This is a genomic window from Streptomyces sp. NBC_01465, assembly GCF_036227325.1.
Taxonomy (GTDB): domain Bacteria; phylum Actinomycetota; class Actinomycetes; order Streptomycetales; family Streptomycetaceae; genus Streptomyces.
In genome coordinates this window covers 1,382,150-1,402,867 of the sequence record NZ_CP109467.1, presented here as the reverse complement: position 1 = coordinate 1,402,867, position 20,718 = coordinate 1,382,150, and the positions used below count along the sequence as shown (strand labels likewise).

The window sequence follows — 20,718 nt, the reverse complement described above, 5'->3', positions numbered from 1 at the left end:
GGGAGTGCATCCCCCGCGGCCCCTCGACGTACGTGCTACTTGGTGACCGCGTTCAGGGCGTTGACCAGACCCGCCCCGTAGAACCCGTTGTAGAACTTGCCGCCCTCGCAGACCGCGTCGACCTTGCCGTCCTTGTTGATGTCGTACGGCACCGGGCAGGCCAGCCCGTCGGCCTCCACCTTCAGCAGCGCCTTGACCAGCGCCGCAGAGGCGTGCGGATGCGTGGACTTGATCAGCGCCGCGACGCCCGCGACATGCGGGGACGCCATCGAGGTGCCGGCCATGTACGCCCAGCCGCCGCCCGGGACCGGGCCGAGGATCAGACCGCTGGTCGCCGGAGCGTCCGGGGTCTGGTAGGCGGTGGAGTCGCCGCCGGGGGCCGCGACGTCGATGACCCCGAGGCCGTAGTTGGAGAACGACGACTTCAGGTTTTTCGCGCCGGTCGCCGCGACCGTCACGACACCCGGCAACTGGGTCGGGATGTCATAGCACTTGGACGGGTCGATCGTCCGGCTGACCGCGGTCGAGTCGTTCGGGCTGACCGGGTCGGTGATCGAGTCCGCGGCGAAGTCGTAGTTCTCGTTGCCCGCCGCCGCGACATTGACCGTGCCCTTGGACTCCGCGTACGAGGAGGCCCGGGTGATGGCCGTGACGAGCGCCTTCTGGTCCGGGTCGTCCTTGCAGTTGAAGTACCAGGGGTCGGTGTAATAGCTGTTGTTGGTCACGTCCACACCGTGGTCGGCGGCCCACATGAAGCCGCACACCACCGACTCGGTGTAGAAGTAACTGCCGCCCTGGGTGGACACCTTGATGCCCGCGACCTTCACGCCCGGTGCGACACCGGTGATCCCGACGCCGTTCTTCGCACCGGCTATCTCACCCGCCACATGCGTACCGTGCGGGGAGCCGCCGGTCGCCCACGGCCGCCACGCGCCGTCCGTGGTGTCGGCCTTGCCGGTGACACAGCTCGCCGAGGCAGCGCGGTCGAAGTTCGGCGCGATGTCCGGGTGGGTGTCGTCGACACCCGTGTCGATCACCGCGACCGTGACCTTGCTGCTGCCGAGCGACTTCTCGTGCGCCTTGTCGGCCGAGATGGCCTTCAGGTCCCACTGCAGGGGCTCCAGCGGGTCCTGACCGGCAGCGGCGTCGGCCGTCGCGGCCTTCAGCTGCTCGGCGGTCAGCGCCTGCGGGGCGCCGACGTCCGTCGTCGACTGGGCGGGCAGCGGCGCGGTGCGGGTGGCACCGGCCGACTCCACGCCCCGTACGGTACGGATCGTCTTCGCGAAGTCGGGGTTCGACGAGTGGACGACGATCACGCCGATCTTGTCGTACGTCTCCACGATCGAACCGCCGGCCGCCTTCACGGCCCGCTCGACCTGGTGCGTCTGGCCGTACCCCTTGCGGACGTTGACCACATAGCTGAGCGAGGGCCCGTCCGTGGCGGCGGCCTTCACCGTGGTGCTGTCGGCCGTGCTGGCCGAGGCCGTCGACGGCAGGAAGGCGAGGGCCGAGACCACGGCCATGCCGACCGGGATCGCGAGGGCGCGCCGCCGGGTGCGCGAGGTGCGCAGCGTCATGGATGCTCCACTTTCGTTGGCAGGTGCGGAGTTGCGGACAGGAGCAGTGCAGGGCTACTTCTTGACCGCGTCCAGCGCGTCCACGATCCCGTAGCCGTTGTACCCGTTCACACGCTTTCCGCCCTTGCAGGTGGTCGCGTCGATCAGCTGGCCCGTCGCGTCATAGACCTGGTCCGGGCAGCCCGGGTTGTCGGCCTCGGCCTTGAGCAGCGCCTGGAGCGCCACCGGACCGGCCCACGGGTGGGCGGACTTCAGCAGTGCGGCGACGGCGGCGACGTGCGGGCTGGCCATCGAGGTGCCCTGCAGATAGCCGTACGTGTTGCCAGGGAGCGTGGCGAGGATCCGGCCGTTCTTGTCCGGGGTGTCCGGGATCTGGTACTTGTCGCCGCCCGGCGCGGTGACGTCGATGACGCCCTTGCCGTAGCTCGAGTAGTACGACTTCACGTTCTGCACGCCCGTCGCCGCGACCGTGACCACACCCGGCAGCTGGGTGGGGACGTCGAAGCACTGGTGCGGGTCGACGGTCCGCGTCACCGCGGTCGAGTCGTCCGGGCTGGAGTCGTCGATCAGCGCGTCCGAGTCGAGGTCGTCGTTCGAGTTGCCCGCGGAGGCGACATTGAGCGTGCCCTTGGACTGGGCGTACAGCGAGGCGCGGTTGACCGCGTCGTAGATCGCCTTCTGGTCCGGGTCGCTGACGCAGTTGTAGAGCCACGGGTCGACGTAGTAGCTGTTGTTGGTGACCTCGATGCCCTTGTCCGCCGCGAAGACGAAGGCGCAGACCACGTTCTCCGGGTAGAAGAGGCCGTTGACCGGATCGCTGACCTTGATGGCCGCGACCTTCACGCCCGGCGCGACACCGGCCACACCGATGCCGTTGCGCGCGGCGGCTATCTCGCCCGCGACGTGCGTGCCGTGGTAGTCCTCGGCCGGGTTGTACGGACGCCAGGCGCCCGGCGAGGTGTCGGCGACGCCGCCGACACAGTTCGCGGACTGCGAGGCGGAGAAGTTGGCCGCCAGATCGGGGTGGGTGTCGTCGACACCCGTGTCGATCACACCGACGGTGACCTTGGAGCTGCCCGGGTTGATCTTCGCGGCCTTGTCGGCGCCGATCGCCCTGAGGTCCCACTGGTTGCTCTCCAGGGGCTCCACGCCCGAGGCCGCGCTCGTGGTGGCCTTCGCCGCTGCCGCCGAGATGTACTCGGGGGAGCCCTCGTCGGTCGTCGCCGCCGAGGTGAGCGGGGTGGTGCGGGTGGCACCGGCCGACTGCACGCCCCGTACCGCACGGATCTGCTGCCCGAACTCCGGGTTGGCCGAGTGGACGACGATCACGCCGATCTTCTCGTACGCGATGACGACGGTCCCTCCGGCCCGGGATATCGCCTGCTTCACCGAGGAGATGGTGCGGTGGTCGGCCTTCGTGTTCACCACGTACGCCAGATTCGGACCGTCGGCGGCCACCGGGGAGACCTGGGGCGCGGCCGACGCCGAGGCGCCCGGCAGGATCCCGAGCGAGGCCGTGAGAGCCAGTCCGGCGGGCAGTGCGAGGGCACGCAGCCGTCTGGAGCGCAGATGAGCCATGGGTTCTCCACATCATCCGGTTCAACTGCTCATCCGCGGGTCGCGGTTGAGCTTGTACATGACGTGTGAAGTTATCGCTGATCATCAACATCGGGCAATGAATCCCTAAAGAAAATCAGGACGCCGTGAACCGCGTCGTCGCGCTCTCCGTGCCGTTGTCAGGGGGAACCGCTCTCTCGACTCTCCCTCTGTGAGGCCCTGTTGACCCCCCGCACCCCAGTACCCGCGCAGCAAGGAGAACCCGTGGCTACCGAAGTACCGCCGCCCCGAGGCGGGGCGGAGACCGGCCCCGCACAGCCCACGACAGAGCAGTTCATCGAGGTGCAGGAGAGCGCGGAGTTCGGTGAACTGCGCCGCGCCCACCGCTCCTTCGCCTTCCCGCTGACCCTCGGCTTCATCGTCTGGTACCTGCTGTACGTCCTGCTGTCGAACTACGCCGGCGGCTTCATGGACACCAAGGTCGTCGGCAACATCAACGTCGCCCTCGTCTTCGGGCTCGCCCAGTTCCTCACCACCTTCCTCATCGCCTGGTTCTACTCGCGCTACGCCACCGCCAAGCTCGACCCGAAGGGCGCGGCGATCAAGTCCCGTATGGAGGCCGACGTATGAGCCCCGCCGTCCACCACCAGGCCGCCCACTTCATCGCCGCGTCCGCCACCGAGAAGCACCGGCCGCTGATCATCACGCTCTTCGCGGTCTTTGTCGTCGCGACGCTCGTGATCACCGTCTGGGCCGGCCGCCAGACCAAGACCGCCACCGACTTCTACGCGGGCGGGCGGCAGTTCACCGCCTTCCAGAACGGCCTCGCGGTCTCCGGCGACTACATGTCCGCCGCGTCCTTCCTCGGCATCGCGGGCGCCATCGCGCTCTTCGGCTACGACGGCTTCCTCTACTCCATCGGCTTCCTGGTCGCCTGGCTGGTCGCCCTGCTCCTCGTCGCCGAACCGCTCCGCAACTCGGGCCGCTACACGATGGGCGACGTCCTCGCGTACCGCATGAGGCAGCGCCCGGTCCGTACCGCCGCCGGCGCCTCCACCATCGTCGTCTCGATCTTCTATCTGCTGGCGCAGATGGCGGGCGCGGGCGTCCTGGTCTCCCTGCTGCTCGGCATCACCACGGACGCGGGCAAGATCCTCATCGTCGCCCTCGTCGGCGTCCTGATGATCGTGTACGTCACCATCGGCGGGATGAAGGGCACCACCTGGGTGCAGATGGTCAAGGCGGTGCTGCTCATCTCCGGCACCATCCTCATCACCTTCCTGATCCTGCTGAAGTTCAACTTCAACATCTCCGACCTGCTGGGCACGGCCGCCAAGAACAGCGGCAAGGGCACCGACTTCCTCAACCCCGGCCTCAAGTACGGCAAGACGGGCACCACCAAGCTCGACTTCATCTCGCTGGGCATCGCCCTGGTGCTGGGCACCGCGGGCCTGCCGCACATCCTGATCCGCTTCTACACGGTCCCGACCGCCAAGGCCGCCCGTAAGTCCGTGAACTGGGCGATCGGCATCATCGGCGCCTTCTACCTGATGACCATCGTGCTCGGCTTCGGCGCCGCGGCCATCCTCAAGCCCGCCGACATCATCGCCTCGAACCCCGCAGGCAATACGGCGGCGCCACTCGCGGCCCTGGAGATCGGCGGCGGCGCCGACTCGACGGGCGGCGCGATCCTCCTCGCGGTGATCTCCGCGGTCGCCTTCGCCACGATCCTCGCGGTGGTCGCAGGCCTCACCCTCGCCTCGTCCTCGTCGTTCGCGCACGACATCTACGCCAACGTCATCCGCAAGGGCAAGGCCACGGAGAAGGAGGAGATGCGCGCGGCCCGCTGGTCGACGGTCGCCATCGGCGCGGTCGCCATCGTGCTCGGTGCCTTCGCCCGCGACCTGAACGTCGCAGGCCTCGTCGCCCTCGCCTTCGCGGTCGCCGCGTCCGCCAACCTCCCGACGATCCTCTACAGCCTCTTCTGGAAGCGGTTCACCACCCAGGGAGCCCTGTGGTCGATCTACGGAGGACTCGTCTCCTCCGTGGTCCTGGTGCTCTTCTCCCCGGTGGTCTCCGGCAACCCGAAGACCTCCATGTTCAAGGGAGTCGACTTCCACTGGTTCCCGCTGGAGAACCCGGGCCTCATCTCGATCCCGCTGGGCTTCCTGCTCGGCATCGTCGGCTCGCTGCTCTCCAAGGAGGAGCCGGACAAGGGCAAGTACGCCGAACTGGAGGTCAAGTCCCTCACCGGTGTGGGCGCCCACTGAGCGCACGGGCCGCGTCGTAGGGTCCTACGACGCGGCCTCGCCGCACCTCGTGGCAATCTGCCCCCCTCAATGTCGGTCCTCTCGCGTAGGCTCGGTGTGTATACACAATCCAGCGATGGGGGAGGGGACCCAAAGTGCTGATCGACACCTACGGTCGGGTCGCCACCGACCTGCGCGTTTCCCTGACGGACCGCTGCAATCTGCGGTGCACGTACTGCATGCCGGAAGAGGGACTGCAGTGGCTCGGCAAGCCTGATCTGCTCACCGACGACGAGATCGTCCGGCTCGTACGCATCGCCGTGACCGACCTCGGCATCACCGAAGTCCGCTTCACCGGCGGCGAACCGCTGCTCCGTCCCGGCCTGGTCGGGATCGTCGAGCAGTGCGCACAGCTCACCCCCCGCCCCCGGATGTCGCTCACCACCAACGGCATCGGGCTCAAGCGCACCGCGGCCGCGCTCAAGTCGGCCGGCCTGGACCGGGTCAACGTCTCGCTCGACACCCTGCGCCCCGACGTGTTCAAGACGCTCACCCGCCGCGACCGCCACCGCGACGTCCTCGAAGGACTCGAAGCGGCACGGGACGCGGGCCTCACCCCGGTGAAGGTCAACACCGTGCTGATGCCGGGGCTCAACGCCGACGAGGCCCCCGAACTCCTCGCCTGGGCCGTGGAGAACGCGTACGAGCTGCGCTTCATCGAGCAGATGCCGCTCGACGCCCAGCACGGCTGGAAGCGCGACGGAATGATCACTGCGGGTGACATCCTGGAGTCTCTGCGTACGCGCTTCACCCTGACCGAAGAGGGCGACGACGAGCGCGGTTCCGCGCCCGCCGAGCGCTGGGTCGTGGACGGCGGCCCGCACCGGGTCGGCGTCATCGCCTCCGTCACGCGCCCGTTCTGCGGAGCCTGCGACCGCACCCGCCTCACCGCCGACGGCCAGGTGCGCACCTGCCTCTTCGCCCGCGAGGAGTCCGACCTGCGGGCCGCGCTGCGTTCGGGGGCGCCGGACGAGGAGATCGCCCGCCTGTGGAAGGTGGCGATGTGGGGCAAGAAGGCCGGATCCGGCCTCGACGACCCGTCGTTCCTCCAGCCCGACCGCCCGATGTCGGCGATCGGCGGCTAGTCGCCCGCGGGCTGTTCCCGCTCCCACTCCACGAGCGTCACGACGTCCTTCAGGAAGCCGCGTACGCCGAGGAACTGGGAGAGGTGCTCCCGGTGTTCGTCACACGCGAGCCACGTCTTGCGGCGCTCCGGCGTGTGCAGCTTCGGGTTGTTCCACACCAGCACCCAGACGGCGTCGGTGCGGCAGCCCTTGGCAGAACAGACGGGTGTTTCGTCACTCAAAACGGTTCCAAACAAAGGCGACGCCGAGCAGCCACGGGGGGAGCTGCCCGGCGTCGGTCCGTCGCTCCGACGGGGGATGCGGAGCGCTTTTGAAGTATGTCATGGGGGACCGGCGCCACGGCACCGGAACTGCATGATTGATCTGAGCTTTTCTTGAGCTTTGCGGACCGTAGATTGATCAAGTCTGTCCGTACGGCCGCTCGTCCGACCCGTCGGCCTGTCGTTCCGCCGAAGGTTCCGCGACGCCCTCCAGCGGAGACGCGCCCAGCGCGGGACGGGACGGTGCGGGGATGAAGGTCGAGGGCAGCGACGGCACGTTCTCGCGGCCCGCGTTGGCGATCACCACGGCGACGTACGGAAGGAGCGCACCGAGGACCAGCGTCGCGATCGCGACCGGCCGCTCGATGTTCCAGAGGATCACGGTCAGGACCACCGAGAGCGTCCTGATCGACATGGAGATGACATAACGGCGCTGCCTGCCCCGTACGTCGTCGGCGAGGCCCTGCCTGGCCCCGGTGATCCGGAAGACCTCAGTGCTGCTCTGCTTCCGCATCACGTTTCCACCACCCGATTCCTGCGCCGGACTCTCCCCGGACCGGACGCTCCCACGGTACGCCGCCCCTGCGCCGCCTTCGAGACCGGGGCACGCCCCGCCTGGGCGGATGTACCCCGGCGTACCGCGTATGGCGCCCTCCGACATGCGCCGTACGGCCTACGGACGGAGACTGATCGCACATGCGCACACAGAAGCCGCATGAGGAGGCGACATGAGTTGGTTGTGGGCAATCATCGTGGGACTGGTGCTCGGACTGATCGCCAAGGCGATCATCCCGGGCAAGCAGCAGATCCCCCTGTGGCTGACGGCGGTGTTCGGCATCCTCGGCAGCGTGCTGGGCAACTGGGCCGCCACCGGGATGGGTGTCAACGACACCGGTGGCATCGACTGGACCAGGCATCTGCTCCAGCTGGTGGGCGCAGTGATCGTCGTTGCTCTCGGTGACGCCGCATGGTCCGCGGTCAGAGGCAAAAAACAGACAGGCTGAACGCGAGTACGCAACGAGGGGCGGCCGGGAGATCATCCCGGCCGCCCCTCGTTGCGTTGCTGTCCGCGTACTAGACGCCCGCGACCTCGACCGCGGCCAGGTTCTTCTTGCCCCGGCGCAGCACCAGCCAGCGTCCGTGCAGCAGCTCACCGGCCGCCGGTACGGCGTCCTCGCCGGCCACCTTCACGTTGTTCACGTACGCCCCGCCCTCCTTGACGGCGCGGCGGGCGGCCGACTTGCTGGGCACCAGACCCGTCTCGACGAGCAGGTCCACGACCGGCTGGAGGCCCTCGACCTTGGCGTGCGGCAGCTCGGAGAGCGAGGAGACGAGCGTCGCCTCGTCGAGCTCCGTCAGCTCGCCCTGGCCGAAGAGAGCCTTGGACGCGGCGATGACCGCGGCGCACTGATCGCCGCCGTGCACCATCGTCGTGAGCTCCTCGGCCAGCGCCCGCTGGGCGGCGCGCGCCTGAGGACGCTCCTCGGTCAGCTTCTCCAGCTCCTCGATCTCCTCGCGGGACTTGAAGCTGAAGATGCGCAGGAACTTGGAGACATCCCGGTCGTCGGCGTTCAGCCAGAACTGGTAGAAGGCGTACGGAGTGGTCCGCTCCGCGTCCAGCCAGACCGTGCCGGACTCCGTCTTGCCGAACTTCGTGCCGTCCGCCTTGGTGATCAGCGGCGTCGCCAGCGCGTGCACATCGGCTTCGGGCTCGACCCGGTGGATCAGGTCGGTGCCCGCGGTCAGATTGCCCCACTGGTCGCTGCCACCGGTCTGCAGCGTGCAGCCGTACCGGCGGTTGAGCTCCAGGAAGTCCATGCCCTGCAGGATCTGGTAGCTGAACTCGGTGTAGCTGATGCCCGCGTCGGAGTTGAGGCGCCGTGCGACGGCCTCCTTCGCGATCATCTTGTTGACCCGGAAGTACTTGCCGATGTCCCGCAGGAAGCTGATGGCCGACAGACCCGACGTCCAGTCCAGGTTGTTGACCATGGTCGCGGCGTACGGGCCCTCGAAGTCCAGGAACCGCTCGATCTGCCCGCGCAGCCGGCCCACCCAGGCGGCGACGGTCTCGGGGTCGTTGAGCGTGCGCTCCGAGTTGGGCTTCGGGTCGCCGATCAGCCCCGTGGCACCGCCGACCAGACCCAGCGGACGGTTGCCCGCCAGCTGGATCCGGCGCATGGTCAGGATCTGCACCAGATTGCCGAGGTGCAGGCTGGAGGCGGTCGGGTCGAAACCGCAATAGAACGTGACAGGACCGTCCGCGAACGCCTTGCGCAGTGCGTCCTCGTCAGTAGAGAGGGCGATCAGCCCGCGCCACTGCAGTTCGTCGACGATGTCCGTCACGGTTCTCTTGTCTCCTCGGATGTTGCTTACAGACTCCTACGAGGTTATACGCCCTGGCTGACCGAACTCATATTGAAATCCGGGACCCTCAGCGCGGGCATCGCGGCCCGGGTGAACCAGTCGCCCCACTCGCGCGGCAGCGTCTTCTCCGTGACTCCGGCCTCGGTGGCGCGCGACAGCAGATCGACGGGGGACTCGTTGAACCGGAAGTTGTTCACCTCGCCCACGACCTCGCCGTTCTCGACGAGGTAGACGCCGTCCCTGGTCAGCCCGGTGAGCAGCAGCGTCGCCGGGTCCACCTCGCGGATGTACCAGAGGCAGGTCAGCAGCAGCCCGCGCTCGGTGCCCGCCACCATCTCGTCCAGGGACTTCGTGCCGCCCCCGTCCAGGATCAGGTTGGAGATCGCGGGCGCCACCGGCATCTTGGTCAGGCCGGCGCTGTGCCGGGTGGTGACCAGGCGCTCCAGCGTTCCCTCGCGGATCCAGTCCGTGGCGGTCAGCGGCAGACCGTTGTCGAAGACGGACGCGTCGTCGCCCGAGGAGTGCGTGAGCACGAAGGGCGAGGACTCGAGCCCCGGCTCGTTCGGGTCGCTGCGCAGGGTCAGCGGGAGCGGGGAGAGCTGCTCGCCGAGACGCGTGCCGCCGCCAGGCTTGGAGAACACGGTCCGGCCCTCGGCGGCGTCCCGGGCCGCGGACGACCACAGCTGGTAGATCAGCAGGTCGGCGACGGCGGTGGGCGGCAGCAGCGTCTCGTACCGCCCGGCGGGCAGCTCGATACGGCGCTCGGCCCAGCCGAGCCGCTGCGCCAGCTCGGCGTCGAGCGCGGCGGGGTCGACGTCCTTGAAGTCCCGGGTCGCCCGGCCCGCCCAGGCGGAGCGCTTGCGGTCCGGGGACTTGGCGTTGAGCTCCAGGGTGCCGTTGGGCTGGTCGTGGCGCAGGCGCAGGCCCGTCGACGTACCGAGATAGCTGGAGGTCATCTCGTGGTTGGCGAACCCGTAGAGCTCGCGTCCGCCGGCCCGGGCGCGGGCGAAGGACTCGCCGAGCGCGGGCGCGAAGTCGGTGAAGACGGCGGAGGAGGTCTCGGCGGGGGCGTCGGTGAAGTCGGGGGAGACGGGCACCCCGGTGACCAGCGGCTGCGCGTCCTCGGCCGGCGCGCCACCGCGGGCGGCGGCCTCGGCTGCCCGTACGAGCGGCTCGAGATCGTCGGCGGTGACGGCGGACCGCGAGACGACACCGGACGCGGTGCCCTCCTTGCCGTCGACGGTCGCGATGACGGTCAGGGTGCGGCCGCGGGTGACGCCGTTGGTGGTGAGGGCGTTGCCCGCCCAGCGGAGGTTGGCGCTGGACTGCTCGTCGGCGATGACGACGCAGCCGTCGGCGGTGGAGAGCGAGAGCGCGCGCTCGACGATCTCGTAGGGCTTGGTGCTACGGCTCATCGGCGTGCCTCCTGCGGGCTGCTCGGACGGTGCGTCGGGATGGGCGCGGAAACGGCCCGCGTACGAGGGTGCTCGCGCCTCATCGGCCCGCCTCCTGCGTCGTGTTGAGACTGTGCTTTCCCGGGGGGCGACCCCCGGACCCCCAGCCGGGGGGTGTCGCGGCCGAAGCCGCACAGGGGTGCTGGCGGCTCATCGACCGGCCTCCTGCGTCGTATTGAGGATGTTGACGCCCCTGAAGAGGGCGGACGGGCAGCCGTGCGAGACCGCCGCGACCTGGCCCGGCTGGGCCTTGCCGCAGTTGAACGCGCCGCCCAGGACGTACGTCGAGGGGCCGCCGACCTTCTCCATCGATCCCCAGAAGTCGGTGGTCGTCGCCTGGTAGGCGACGTCCCGCAGCTGACCTGCGAGCTTGCCGTTCTCGATGCGGAAGAAGCGCTGACCCGTGAACTGGAAGTTGTAGCGCTGCATGTCGATCGACCACGACCGGTCGCCGACCACGTAGATGCCCCGCTCGACCCCGCCGATCAGATCCTCCGTGGAGAGCCCGCCGGGATCCGGCTGCAGCGACACATTGGCCATCCGCTGCACCGGCACATGCCCGGGGGAGTCCGCGTAGGCGCACCCGTTGGACCGCTCGAACCCCGTCAACTTGGCGATCCTGCGGTCGAGTTGATAGCCGACCAGCGTCCCGTCCTTCACCAGGTCCCAGGACTGCGCGGCCACGCCCTCGTCGTCGTACCCGATGGTCGCGAGCCCGTGCTCGGCCGTCCGGTCGCCGGTCACGTTCATGACGGGGGAGCCGTACGCCAGCTTGCCCAGCTGGTCGAAGGTGGCGAAGGAGGTTCCCGCGTACGCCGCCTCGTACCCCAGCGCGCGGTCCAGCTCCGTGGCGTGGCCGATCGACTCGTGGATCGTCAGCCAGAGGTTCGACGGGTCGACGACCAGGTCGTACGTCCCCGCCTCCACGCTCGGCGCCCGCATCTTCTCCGCGAGCAGCTCCGGGATGCGCTCCAGCTCGGAGTTCCAGTCCCAGCCGGTCCCCGTCAGGTACTCCCAGCCGCGCCCGACCGGCGGCGCGATCGTCCGCATCGAGTCGAACTCGCCCGTGGTCTCGTCGACCGCCACGGCCGTCAGCTGCGGGTGCAGCCGTACGCGCTGCTGCGTGGTGACGGTGCCTGCGGTGTCCGCGTAGAACTTGTTCTCCAGGACCGTCATCAGCGAGGCGTCCACGTGCGCGACGCCGTCGGCCGCGAGCAGCCGTGCCGACCAGTCGGCCAGCAGCCCCGTCTTCTCCTCGTCGGGCACGGAGAACGGGTCGATCTCGTACGACGAGACCCAGGTCTTCTCCGAGTGGACCGGCTCCGCCGCCAGCTCCACCCGCTCGTCCGAACCCGCCGCCTTGATCACCTTCGCGGAGAGCTTGGCCATGGCTACGGCCTGCCCCGCCACCCGGGCGGCCGCGTCCATGGACAGATCGACACCGGAGGCGAACCCCCAGCTGCCGCCGTGCACCACCCGCACCGCGTACCCGAGGTCGGTGCCGTCGGAGGAACCCGCGGGCTTGGCGTCGCGCAGCCGCCAGGACGCGCTGCGCACCCGCTCGAATCGGAAGTCGGCATGATCCACGCCGAGCGCGCGGGCCCGGGCGAGCGCCGCGTCGGCGAGGGCCCGCAGCGGCAGTGCCGTAAAGGCTGCGTCGATGGAATGGGGCACGGATGTCTCCTGTTCGTCACGACCGGTCGACCGCATCATGTCCTGTTCACAGGCCCATTGCCCAGGCCCTTTCTGTAGGGACCCGACAGGGACCGCAGGCAGGCCCTGTGGGAGGCCGATTCCCCGTAAGTGGGACGAGACCGATAGTTTGCGTGAGTACCAGACCGCTATCGAAAGGGTGATCCGTTGAGCCGCTCGGTTCTCGTCACCGGAGGAAACCGGGGCATCGGCCTCGCCATCGCCCGCGCTTTCGCCGACGCAGGCGACCAGGTCGCGATCACGTACCGCTCGGGCGAGCCTCCAGAGGGCTTCCTTGCGGTGAAGTGCGACATCACCGACACCGAGCAGGTGGAGCAGGCCTACAAGGAGATCGAGGAGAAGCACGGTCCCGTGGAGGTGCTGGTGGCCAACGCCGGCGTCACCAAGGACCAGCTCCTCATGCGGATGTCCGAAGAGGACTTCACCGCCGTACTCGACACGAACCTCACCGGTACCTTCCGGGTCGTGAAGCGCGCCAACCGCGGCATGCTGCGCGCCAAGAAGGGCCGCGTCGTCCTCATCTCCTCGGTGGTCGGGCTCCTCGGCTCCGCGGGCCAGGCGAACTACGCCGCGTCCAAGGCCGGTCTGGTCGGCTTCGCCCGCTCGCTCGCCCGCGAGCTGGGCTCCCGCAACATCACCTTCAACGTCGTCGCGCCCGGCTTCGTGGACACCGACATGACGAAGGTTCTCACCGACGACCAGCGCAAGGGCATCGTCGCCCAGGTGCCGCTCGGCCGTTACGCGCAGCCGGAGGAGATCGCCGCCACGGTGCGGTTCCTCGCCTCCGACGACGCGTCGTACATCACTGGAGCCGTCATCCCCGTTGACGGCGGATTGGGCATGGGTCACTGATCACATGAGTGGAATCCTCGAAGGCAAGCGCATCCTCATCACGGGAGTGCTGACGGAGTCCTCCATCGCTTTCCACACCGCGAAGCTGGCCCAGGAGCAGGGCGCGGAGATCATCCTCACGGCCTGGCCGCGTCCGACCCTCACCGAGCGCATCGCCAAGAAGCTGCCCCGGCCCGACGACGTCAAGGTCCTGGAGCTGGACGTCTCCAACGACGAGCACCTCGCCCGTCTCGAGGGCCAGGTGCGCGAGCACCTCGGCGACCGCCTCGACGGTGTCGTGCACTCCATCGGCTTCGCGCCGCAGGACGCGCTCGGCGGCAACTTCCTGAACACGCCGTTCGAGTCCGTGGCCACGGCCATGCACGTCTCCGCCTTCTCCCTGAAGTCGCTGACCATGGCGCTGCTGCCGCTGATGACCGAGGGCGGCTCCATCGTCGGCCTCACCTTCGACGCGCAGTTCGCCTGGCCGAAGTACGACTGGATGGGCCCGGCCAAGGCCGCCCTGGAGGCCACCAGCCGCTACATGGCGCGCGACCTCGGCGAGCGGGACATCCGCTGCAACCTGATCTCCGCGGGCCCCCTCGGCTCCATGGCCGCCAAGTCGATCCCCGGCTTCGGCGACCTGGCCGCGGTGTGGGACAGCCGTTCCCCGCTGGCGTGGAAGCTGGACGACCCGGAGCCGGCCGGCCGCGGCATCGTCGCGCTCCTGTCGGACTGGTTCCCGAAGACCACGGGCGAGATCATCCACGTGGATGGTGGCCTGCACGCGATCGGCGCCTGACGCTCTCGTACGTAACACGACGGCCGCGTCCCCACCTCCCTCCGGAGGTGGGGACGCGGCCGTCGTGCGTGATGCGCCCTTCGCCCGCAGACTGAGCGGACCGGGACTCACCCGGCGAGCCCAGGGGAGGAGGTATCGATGTGCGTCGCCCACGTCGCCGGAGCGCGGCCCTCCTGACCGCCGCCCTCGCCCTGGCCGCGCTCACCGCGGCCCCGACCGTCGCCGCCCGGCCCGCGGGCGCCCCCGCCGCCCCCGCCGCCGTCGAGACCCCCGAGCCCACAGGTTCCGAGTGCCGTACGGAGATACGGGGCTCCCACGTCGTCGCGTACTGCCACAACCCCTACCCGGACGGCGACCGCGTCCAGCTGCACGTGGAGTGTGAGCGCTGGTGGGACATCGACGCGGACGGCAGGCCCGTCGAGGTCTACCCCGCGCAGACCGTGCGCCTCACCGACCGGTGCTGGAAAGAGGTCCGCTCGGTCTGGATCACCCACGCACGCAGTTGAAGGCGTAGCTCGCGGCCTCCGTCTCCGCCGTGTCCGCGTCACCCGCCCGGATCGCGTCGATCAGCCGGGCATGGTCCATGTAGCCCTCGGGCCGCAGCACCCGCCCCACGTCGTCGCGCAGCCAGTCGCGCAGCAGATCGCCCAGGTCGGCGTAGAGCTCGGTCAGTACGTCGTTGTGCGAGGCCGCGACGATCGCCAGATGAAGCGTCGCGTCCGCGGCCACGAACGCCTCCGCGTCACCCGTTTCCCACATCTCCTCGCGCCGCTTCAGCAGCGCGTCGAGCTGCTTCAGGTCCTTCTGCGTACGCCGCTCGGCGGCCAGCCGGGCGCCCGAAGCCTCCAGCGTGGAGCGCAGCTCGGCGATGTGCCGCGGGTCGGCGGAGGCGAAGCGGCGGTGCATCACCCCGGCCAGTTCGCTGGTCGCGATGACGTACGTCCCCGAACCCTGCCGGATGTCGAGCAGCCCGTTGTGCGCGAGCGCGCGCACCGCCTCGCGGACGGTGTTGCGGGCCACGCCCAGCTGCTCGACCAGCTCGGGCTCGGTCGGAATGCGTGAGCCGACCGGCCACTCGCCCGAGGTGATCTGGTTCCGCAGCTCCGTGATCACCTGGTCGGAGAGGGCGGAACGCCGGGGGGAGGTCAGCGCCATGGTGCTCCATTCGATGACTTCGGTGATTGGACAACCAATCATCCCATGATTCTATGATGGCTCCATGCCCGACGACGAGACACAGACCCTGAGCCGCGACACCGAGCCGCGCACCGCCGCCGATTCTCCCTCCCCGGGGAAGCGGCAGGCCGGTTGGACCATCAAGCTGGTCATGGTCGGCATCGTCCTCGCGGCGCTCAACCTCCGCCCCGCCATCACCAGCCTGGGCCCGCTCCTCGAAGAGGTGCAGCACTCGCTCGGGATGAGCGACAGCGTGGCCGGTCTGCTCACCTCCGTCCCCTCGCTCTGCTTCGCGGTCTTCGGGATCCTCGCGCCCCGCCTCGCCCGCCGCTACGGCCCGGGCGCGATCGTCTGCGCGGGCATGGTCGCCATCGCGGCGGGTCTGCTGATCCGCCCGTTCGCCGGCGGCACCGTCGGCTTCCTCGCCGCCAGCGCCCTCGCGCTCATGGGCATCGCCGTCTCCAACGTCCTGATGCCGGTGATCGTCAAGCGGTACTTCCCCGACCGCGTCGGCTCCATGACCGGCCTCTACTCCATGGCACTCGCGGCCGGCACCTCCCTCGCGGCCGCCGTCACCGTGCCGCTGACCCACTCCCTGGGCGACAACTGGCACTGGGGGCTGGGGATTTGGGCGATCCTGGCCGTCGTCGCGGTGGTGCCCTGGATCGCTCTCGTACGGGACCGCAGCGCGGCCGGCGCCCAGGAGGCCACCGCCGCCGCGGCGCAGCAGGCTCCGGCGCCGGAGCTCCGTATCACCCGCTCCCGTACCGCCTGGGCGCTCGCCTGCTTCTTCGGACTCCAGGCCACCGCCGCGTACATCACCATGGGCTGGATGCCGCAGATCTTCCGCGACGCCGGGGTCTCGGCCTCCACGGCCGGGGTGCTGCTCGCCGTGACGATGGCCATGGGCGTCCCGCTCGCCTTCGTCATCCCGCGCGTCGCGACCCGGATGAAGAACCAGGGCCCGATCGTCGTCGCGCTCGGCAGCTGCGGACTCATCGGCTACGCGGGCCTGTTCATGGCCCCGGCCGGCGGCGCCTGGGCGTGGGCCCTGCTGCTCGGCATCTCCAACTGCTCGTTCCCGCTGGCCCTCACCATGATCGGCATGAGGTCGCGGACCGGCGCCGGCGTCGTACGCCTCTCCGCCTTCGCCCAGTCGACCGGCTATCTGCTCTCCATCCCCGGACCGCTGCTCGTCGGCGTCCTGTACGAGCACAGCGGCAGCTGGGGGCTGCCGATCGCGCTGATGGCGGGGCTGATGGTGCCCCAGATCGTCGTCGGGATCCTGGCAGGACGGGACCGGACGATTGAGGACGAATGCGGGATGCGAGACTGACTGTCATGCCCGTACTCGAACCGAATCCCCCCAACGGCCAGAAGAAGCTGCTGCTCGTGCTCGGCGCGATGTTCGCCGTCACGATCGTCGTCGCCATCATCGCGACGCTCGCCTCCCCGTGAGGCCCTGGAGCCGCTGAGGGGTGGGGCTAGCACCACCATCCCCTAGGGGGTCAGGGTCAGGGTGAAGTGGGTAGTTCACCGGATGGGTTCGGCCGCCCGTACTCCGTAGATTCGTGGTCATCAGCAACCGCGAACTTCACGGAGGCGGCCATGTCGGCCCACATCCCCACCAGGTCCCACACCTCGGCCCCGGGTCGTGTCGACATCAAGCTGCCCTGGTGGGCCGTCGTCCTGCCCGCGATCGCCTTCGCCGTGCTCCTGCTGCTCATCACCGCGCCCGGTCAGGCCCAGGCCGCATCCGGCGATCCGGCACTGACCCACCTGCTGGAGCGCGTGCAGGAGACCCTCTCCCAGTAGCCGTCCCCGACCCCGTTCACTCGTGCTGGGGGAGCCCTTCAACTCCCTGCGCCCCTCGGCATGATTCGTGCGAAGCTGGAGCGCATGAGCGTCGCTGCGTCCTCCGAGGGGACCGCCCCCGGAACCACCGAATCCCGCAGGATCGTCCTTCTCCGCCACGCGAAGGCGGACTGGCCCCAGGTGTCCGACCACGACCGGCCGCTCGCCGAGCGCGGCCGTGCGGACGCCCCCGTCGCAGGCCGCCGGCTGGCCGCCCTGGGCCTCACCTTCGATCTTGCCCTCTGCTCCACCGCCGCCAGGACCCGGGAGACCTGGAAGCTGGCCGTGCAGGAGCTGCCGCAGCGCCCCAAGACCGTGTACGAGGAGCGGTTGTACGAGGCTTCGCTCGGCGACCTCCTGGCGCTGCTCAACGAGACCCCCGACGAGGTGAAGAACCTCCTCCTCATCGGCCACAACCCCGGAGTGCACGCCCTCGCCGACGCACTGGCGGGCAAGGCCGAGAGCGACGCGCTCGCCCGGATGACCCGGGGCGGCTTCCCGACGGCGGCCGTCGCCGTCGTCTCCTTCACCGGAACGTGGAAGTCCGTCGAGCACGGTGTGGGCAGGCTCGAGGACTTCTGGGCCCCGCACGAGTAGGCAGTCCCTCCCGTACGTCAGAAGGCCCCGGTACGCAGCCGCGTACCGGGGCCCTTTCCGTGCGTGAGGTCAGATGTTCTCGACCAGCCCGTCGGCGGCCTCGACCTCTTCGCGGGTGATGCCGAGCAGATACAGCACGGTGTCCAGGAACGGCACGTTGACGGCGGTGTCGGCCGCCTTGCGGACCACCGGCTTGGCGTTGAAGGCGACACCCAGACCGGCCGCGTTGAGCATGTCCAGGTCGTTGGCGCCGTCGCCGATCGCGACCGTCTGGGAGAGCGGAACGCCCGCCTCGGCGGCGAAGCGGCGCAGCAGCCTGGCCTTGCCCGCCCGGTCGACGATCTCTCCGACGACGCGGCCCGTGAGCTTCCCGTCGACGATCTCCAGCGTGTTGGCGGAGGCGAAGTCGAGGCCGAGGCGCTCCTTCAGGTCGTCCGTGACCTGGGTGAACCCGCCCGACACCACGCCCACTTGGTACCCGAGACGCTTGAGGGTACGGATGAGGGTCCGGGCGCCCGGGGTGAGCCGTACCTCGGTCCGCACCTTCTCCACGACCGACTCGTCGAGCCCCTTCAGCAGCGCGACGCGTGCGTGCAGCGACTGCTCGAAGTCCAGCTCCCCGCGCATCGCCCGCGCGGTCACCTCGGCGACCTCGTCCTCGCAGCCGGCGTGCGCGGCGAAGAGCTCGATCACCTCGTCCTGGATGACGGTGGAGTCCACGTCCATGACGACCAGGCGCTGGGCGCGGCGGTGCAGCCCGGCGGCGACGACGGCCACGTCCACGCCGAGAGCGGCGGCCTCGGTCGCGAGCGCCGTGCGCAGCGGCTCGGTCTCCGTACCGGACACCGCGAACTCCACAGCGGTGACCGGGTACTTGGCGAGCCGGAAGATACGGTCGATGTTGCCGCCGGTCGAGGTGATCGCAGCCGCTATGGCCGCCGTGGACTCGGCGGTGAGCGGGTGGCCCAGGACGGTGACGTGGGAGCGTCCGCTGCCGCGGGGCCGGTTGTCGCCGATGCCGGAGATGATCTCGGCCTGCAGCCTGAGCGACTCGGCCCAGCTGTGCACGGTCGCGCGCAGCTCGCCCTCGGTGGTCCCGCCCGCGGTGGGCGAGGTGACCAGGGCGCACAGGACGATGCGCCCCCGGGTGACGACCTGCTCGATGTCCACGACATCGACGGAGTAGGCGGCGAGGGTGTCGAAGAGCCCGGCGGTGATCCCGGGCCGGTCCTTCCCGAAGATCTTGACGAGAAGGGTGGGGGTCTGCGATGCGCTCATGGTGATCCCCACCGTATAGGGCGTCACGCGCCCCCCGGCCACCCCGTCCGCTCCCCGGACACCGCCCCCTCAGCGACGGCCCCTGGGCGGACCCGGCGGGGGCGGCGGCGGAGGTCCCTCGTCGCGCGGCTCCTTCTTGGGGGGCGGGGGAGGAGGGGGCGGCGGGGTGAGCGGGCCGACCATCGTCGGGGCCCCGTGGAGTTCGCCGGGGCGCAGGTACGGGTTCGTGTCGTCGTGCGAGGGGCGGTAGGGCGCCGACGGTGTGTAGGGCCCGGGTGCGTACGCCAGGTCCGGGTACGTACGGTCGCCGCCGTGCCCTTCCCCGCCGAGTGCGAGCGCCGCCGACCGCCGCCCCGCCGCACCCGAGGCGTACGCGAGGAGCGCACCGGCCCCGCCGGCCCCCGCCCCCCACGCCAGGCCCAGGAGCAGCGCCATGCCCAGCTGCCCGTGCAGTTCGATCCCCGCCCCGAAGGCGTCGAAGCCGATCACCGAGAGCGAGGCGTTCGCCGATACGTCGGTCAGCCAGACCAGCAGCGGCAGTGCGGCCCCTGTCACCACACCGAGCCGCAGGGCGCACCGTCCGGCGAAGCCGAGGGCCGAGAGGCCTCCGACCGGCGTACGGGCGGCCGCGAGCACCCCCGCGTACAGCATCATGACCGCGGTCGCGACCGCCAACAGCCAGACGCGTCCGTCCAGTTCGGCGATCCTGCTCATGGTGATCGACTGGTTCGTGCCCACCTTCAGCAGATCGTCGATCGGATCCGGCAGGAGCTTCCCGAGCGCGCCCGTGGCCTTCCCGTCCCAGGGCACGAAGAGCCCCAGCGGGATCGCCAGCCACGTCCCGTTCGGCGCCCCGAGCAGCGCGGCGCCCGCGATCCGCTTGGGGTGGTCGTCGCCGATCATCGCGTACGCGGCCGCCGCGAGCCCCGCCGCGACCGCCACCAGCAGGACGGCGACCAGCGCGGAGGCGGCCGGCCGCACGACCCGGTGCACCGCGCCCCAGCCCGGCGGCAGCGGCGTACGGCGCGAGGCCAGCAGGGCGATCACCATCACGGCCAGCACCCAGCAGGCGCCGCCCGCCAGCGACTCACCCGTGTTGACGGTGAAGCCCACCGAGGCCTTGGCGTTGACGAGATCCCCGATCTTGTCCGGAAGCAGACCGCCGATGTCCCCGATCCCGCCCGGCAGTTTGTCCCCGATGCCGCCCGCGCCCGGGATCTTGTCGAGCCCCAGCTTGCCCCCGTCGATCGTGATGACGTCGTGCCCCGCCCAGGCGAGCCCGCCGATCACCGCGACGAAGAGCACCGCCAACGTGACCACCCGGGCGGCGAGTTCGGGACCGGGGATCGTGCGGCCGGCCGCACGGAGCGACCGCAGGAAGAAGAACGCGAGCAGCAGCGCACCGACCAGGGCCACCCCCAGCGGAGTCACGTTGAGCGCCGTCGTCGCCTCGGCCCCCGTCAGACCGAAGGCCGACACATCGCCGGACGGACTGACCGAACCGCCCACCGCCATGACCACCACGGCCGCCGTCATCGGCCCCAGCCTGGCCGACTGATCGGCCCCCAGCAGGTGCAGCCCGAGCGCGGCGGTGCCCGCCATGCCGACCAACGCCCAGCTCACCGCGGCTATGGACCCGAGAACCACATCTCCCCAGCGCGCGCCCGTACTTCCGCCTGCGTCCATCAGGACCCCCCGATCTGCGGTGAGTTGCCCCATTCGCGCATGATCCGTACGCACTCATGGGCGCTTACCACTGTCCGGGGGTGTTTCCGCCGCGTCAACGGGCTGTGGGTGTCCGCACGCACGGGGTCTTCACCGAGCCCGGCTTTCCGATACGTAACTGAGCCTGAAATAGTTC

21 protein-coding genes are annotated in these 20,718 nt (G+C 69.9%); 11 read left to right on the top strand and 10 right to left on the bottom strand.

Annotation, left to right across the window (positions count from 1 at the left end; translation table 11 throughout):
- Window positions 1-35: 35 nt before the first annotated feature.
- Together OG707_RS06310 and OG707_RS06305 are read right to left on the bottom strand one after the other, a co-directional pair.
- Window positions 36-1,577: a S8 family peptidase gene (locus OG707_RS06310; RefSeq protein WP_329115239.1), complete on the bottom strand. Its 1,542-nt coding sequence runs from the start codon at window positions 1,575-1,577 to the stop codon at window positions 36-38.
- A 54-nt stretch (window positions 1,578-1,631) separates the two neighbouring features.
- On the bottom strand, window positions 1,632-3,155 hold the full coding sequence (locus OG707_RS06305; protein WP_329115236.1) for a S8 family serine peptidase: 1,524 nt from the start codon (window positions 3,153-3,155) through the stop codon (window positions 1,632-1,634).
- 243 nt (window positions 3,156-3,398) lie between these two features.
- Here OG707_RS06305 and OG707_RS06300 point away from each other — a divergent pair, with 243 nt between their 5' ends.
- The 3 genes from OG707_RS06300 to moaA all read left to right on the top strand — a co-directional run bounded on the left by OG707_RS06300 (window position 3,399) and on the right by moaA (window position 6,528).
- The gene (locus OG707_RS06300; RefSeq protein WP_329115234.1) at window positions 3,399-3,764 is read left to right on the top strand and encodes a DUF485 domain-containing protein; all 366 of its coding nucleotides are present in this window, start codon (window positions 3,399-3,401) and stop codon (window positions 3,762-3,764) included.
- A complete protein-coding gene (locus OG707_RS06295; RefSeq protein WP_329115232.1) occupies window positions 3,761-5,404 on the top strand; it encodes a solute symporter family protein in 1,644 nt (547 codons plus the stop codon). The genes OG707_RS06300 and OG707_RS06295 overlap by 4 nt, the downstream gene beginning before the upstream one ends.
- A 134-nt stretch (window positions 5,405-5,538) precedes the next feature.
- Window positions 5,539-6,528 carry a GTP 3',8-cyclase MoaA gene (gene moaA, locus OG707_RS06290; protein WP_329115230.1) on the top strand — a complete coding sequence of 330 codons (990 nt, stop codon included), beginning with the start codon at window positions 5,539-5,541 and terminating at the stop codon, window positions 6,526-6,528.
- On the opposite strand, the gene OG707_RS06285 is transcribed toward moaA, so the two are convergent.
- Window positions 6,525-6,749: a hypothetical protein gene (locus OG707_RS06285; RefSeq protein ID WP_329115228.1), complete on the bottom strand. Its 225-nt coding sequence runs from the start codon at window positions 6,747-6,749 to the stop codon at window positions 6,525-6,527. The genes moaA and OG707_RS06285 overlap by 4 nt on opposite strands.
- Window positions 6,750-6,927: 178 nt before the next feature.
- Window positions 6,928-7,302 (bottom strand): DUF3099 domain-containing protein, encoded by a 375-nt coding sequence (locus OG707_RS06280; RefSeq protein ID WP_329115226.1) that lies wholly within the window; start codon window positions 7,300-7,302, stop codon window positions 6,928-6,930.
- Between the two features lie 214 nt (window positions 7,303-7,516).
- On the opposite strand from OG707_RS06280, the gene OG707_RS06275 reads away from it, so the two are divergent.
- Window positions 7,517-7,792, top strand: coding sequence for a GlsB/YeaQ/YmgE family stress response membrane protein (locus OG707_RS06275; RefSeq protein WP_329115224.1), 276 nt, complete (start codon window positions 7,517-7,519; stop codon window positions 7,790-7,792).
- 70 nt (window positions 7,793-7,862) lie between these two features.
- On the opposite strand, the gene tyrS is transcribed toward OG707_RS06275, so the two are convergent.
- The 3 genes from tyrS to OG707_RS06260 form a co-directional block, all read right to left on the bottom strand.
- A complete protein-coding gene (gene tyrS / locus OG707_RS06270) occupies window positions 7,863-9,131 on the bottom strand; it encodes a tyrosine--tRNA ligase (protein ID WP_329115222.1) in 1,269 nt (422 codons plus the stop codon).
- Between the two features lie 44 nt (window positions 9,132-9,175).
- Window positions 9,176-10,567, bottom strand: a complete 1,392-nt coding sequence (locus OG707_RS06265; protein ID WP_329115220.1) for a metallopeptidase TldD-related protein — start codon at window positions 10,565-10,567, stop codon at window positions 9,176-9,178.
- A gap of 189 nt (window positions 10,568-10,756) precedes the next feature.
- On the bottom strand, window positions 10,757-12,316 hold the full coding sequence (locus OG707_RS06260; protein ID WP_443071473.1) for a TldD/PmbA family protein: 1,560 nt from the start codon (window positions 12,314-12,316) through the stop codon (window positions 10,757-10,759).
- A gap of 150 nt (window positions 12,317-12,466) precedes the next feature.
- Between OG707_RS06260 and fabG the strand changes: the two genes are divergently transcribed.
- The 3 genes from fabG to OG707_RS06245 all read left to right on the top strand — a co-directional run bounded on the left by fabG (window position 12,467) and on the right by OG707_RS06245 (window position 14,458).
- The gene (fabG, locus tag OG707_RS06255; protein WP_329115216.1) at window positions 12,467-13,171 is read left to right on the top strand and encodes a 3-oxoacyl-[acyl-carrier-protein] reductase; all 705 of its coding nucleotides are present in this window, start codon (window positions 12,467-12,469) and stop codon (window positions 13,169-13,171) included.
- Window positions 13,172-13,175: 4 nt separating this feature from the next.
- Window positions 13,176-13,952, top strand: a complete 777-nt coding sequence (gene fabI, locus OG707_RS06250; protein ID WP_329115214.1) for an enoyl-ACP reductase FabI — start codon at window positions 13,176-13,178, stop codon at window positions 13,950-13,952.
- 140 nt (window positions 13,953-14,092) lie between these two features.
- The gene (locus tag OG707_RS06245; protein ID WP_329115212.1) at window positions 14,093-14,458 is read left to right on the top strand and encodes a hypothetical protein; all 366 of its coding nucleotides are present in this window, start codon (window positions 14,093-14,095) and stop codon (window positions 14,456-14,458) included.
- On the opposite strand, the gene OG707_RS06240 is transcribed toward OG707_RS06245, so the two are convergent.
- Window positions 14,439-15,107 carry a FadR/GntR family transcriptional regulator gene (locus OG707_RS06240; RefSeq protein ID WP_329127637.1) on the bottom strand — a complete coding sequence of 223 codons (669 nt, stop codon included), beginning with the start codon at window positions 15,105-15,107 and terminating at the stop codon, window positions 14,439-14,441. The two genes, OG707_RS06245 and OG707_RS06240, sit on opposite strands and share 20 nt — an antisense overlap.
- A 64-nt stretch (window positions 15,108-15,171) precedes the next feature.
- Here OG707_RS06240 and OG707_RS06235 point away from each other — a divergent pair, with 64 nt between their 5' ends.
- The 4 genes from OG707_RS06235 to OG707_RS06220 all read left to right on the top strand — a co-directional run bounded on the left by OG707_RS06235 (window position 15,172) and on the right by OG707_RS06220 (window position 17,579).
- On the top strand, window positions 15,172-16,464 hold the full coding sequence (locus OG707_RS06235; protein WP_329115211.1) for a CynX/NimT family MFS transporter: 1,293 nt from the start codon (window positions 15,172-15,174) through the stop codon (window positions 16,462-16,464).
- A 5-nt stretch (window positions 16,465-16,469) separates the two neighbouring features.
- Window positions 16,470-16,586: an SGM_5486 family transporter-associated protein gene (locus OG707_RS06230; protein ID WP_277990027.1), complete on the top strand. Its 117-nt coding sequence runs from the start codon at window positions 16,470-16,472 to the stop codon at window positions 16,584-16,586.
- Between the two features lie 150 nt (window positions 16,587-16,736).
- On the top strand, window positions 16,737-16,943 hold the full coding sequence (locus OG707_RS06225) for a hypothetical protein (RefSeq protein WP_329115209.1): 207 nt from the start codon (window positions 16,737-16,739) through the stop codon (window positions 16,941-16,943).
- 84 nt (window positions 16,944-17,027) lie between these two features.
- On the top strand, window positions 17,028-17,579 hold the full coding sequence (locus OG707_RS06220; RefSeq protein WP_329115207.1) for a SixA phosphatase family protein: 552 nt from the start codon (window positions 17,028-17,030) through the stop codon (window positions 17,577-17,579).
- Window positions 17,580-17,648: 69 nt separating this feature from the next.
- Here OG707_RS06220 and serB read toward each other — a convergent pair whose 3' ends face one another.
- Together serB and OG707_RS06210 are read right to left on the bottom strand one after the other, a co-directional pair.
- A complete protein-coding gene (serB, locus tag OG707_RS06215; protein ID WP_329115205.1) occupies window positions 17,649-18,857 on the bottom strand; it encodes a phosphoserine phosphatase SerB in 1,209 nt (402 codons plus the stop codon).
- Window positions 18,858-18,926: 69 nt separating this feature from the next.
- On the bottom strand, window positions 18,927-20,543 hold the full coding sequence (locus OG707_RS06210) for a streptophobe family protein (RefSeq protein WP_329115202.1): 1,617 nt from the start codon (window positions 20,541-20,543) through the stop codon (window positions 18,927-18,929).
- Between the last annotated feature and the right edge of the window lie 175 nt (window positions 20,544-20,718).

What these genes read in the sequence shown, in the direction of transcription:
- OG707_RS06220 (WP_329115207.1), top strand. Translation starts at nt 17,028, where the DNA reads ATGAGCGTCGCTGCGTCCTCCGAGGGGACCGCCCCCGGAACCACCGAA.
- OG707_RS06235 (WP_329115211.1), top strand. Translation starts at nt 15,172, where the DNA reads ATGCCCGACGACGAGACACAGACCCTGAGCCGCGACACCGAGCCGCGC.
- OG707_RS06265 (WP_329115220.1), bottom strand. Translation starts at nt 10,567, where the DNA reads ATGAGCCGTAGCACCAAGCCCTACGAGATCGTCGAGCGCGCGCTCTCG.
- serB (WP_329115205.1), bottom strand. Translation starts at nt 18,857, where the DNA reads ATGAGCGCATCGCAGACCCCCACCCTTCTCGTCAAGATCTTCGGGAAG.
- OG707_RS06295 (WP_329115232.1), top strand. Translation starts at nt 3,761, where the DNA reads ATGAGCCCCGCCGTCCACCACCAGGCCGCCCACTTCATCGCCGCGTCC.
- OG707_RS06305 (WP_329115236.1), bottom strand. Translation starts at nt 3,155, where the DNA reads ATGGCTCATCTGCGCTCCAGACGGCTGCGTGCCCTCGCACTGCCCGCC.
- fabI (WP_329115214.1), top strand. Translation starts at nt 13,176, where the DNA reads ATGAGTGGAATCCTCGAAGGCAAGCGCATCCTCATCACGGGAGTGCTG.
- OG707_RS06260 (WP_443071473.1), bottom strand. Translation starts at nt 12,316, where the DNA reads ATGCGGTCGACCGGTCGTGACGAACAGGAGACATCCGTGCCCCATTCC.
- OG707_RS06225 (WP_329115209.1), top strand. Translation starts at nt 16,737, where the DNA reads ATGTCGGCCCACATCCCCACCAGGTCCCACACCTCGGCCCCGGGTCGT.
- OG707_RS06280 (WP_329115226.1), bottom strand. Translation starts at nt 7,302, where the DNA reads ATGCGGAAGCAGAGCAGCACTGAGGTCTTCCGGATCACCGGGGCCAGG.
- OG707_RS06230 (WP_277990027.1), top strand. Translation starts at nt 16,470, where the DNA reads ATGCCCGTACTCGAACCGAATCCCCCCAACGGCCAGAAGAAGCTGCTG.
- OG707_RS06310 (WP_329115239.1), bottom strand. Translation starts at nt 1,577, where the DNA reads ATGACGCTGCGCACCTCGCGCACCCGGCGGCGCGCCCTCGCGATCCCG.
- OG707_RS06240 (WP_329127637.1), bottom strand. Translation starts at nt 15,107, where the DNA reads ATGGCGCTGACCTCCCCCCGGCGTTCCGCCCTCTCCGACCAGGTGATC.
- OG707_RS06210 (WP_329115202.1), bottom strand. Translation starts at nt 20,543, where the DNA reads ATGGACGCAGGCGGAAGTACGGGCGCGCGCTGGGGAGATGTGGTTCTC.
- OG707_RS06275 (WP_329115224.1), top strand. Translation starts at nt 7,517, where the DNA reads ATGAGTTGGTTGTGGGCAATCATCGTGGGACTGGTGCTCGGACTGATC.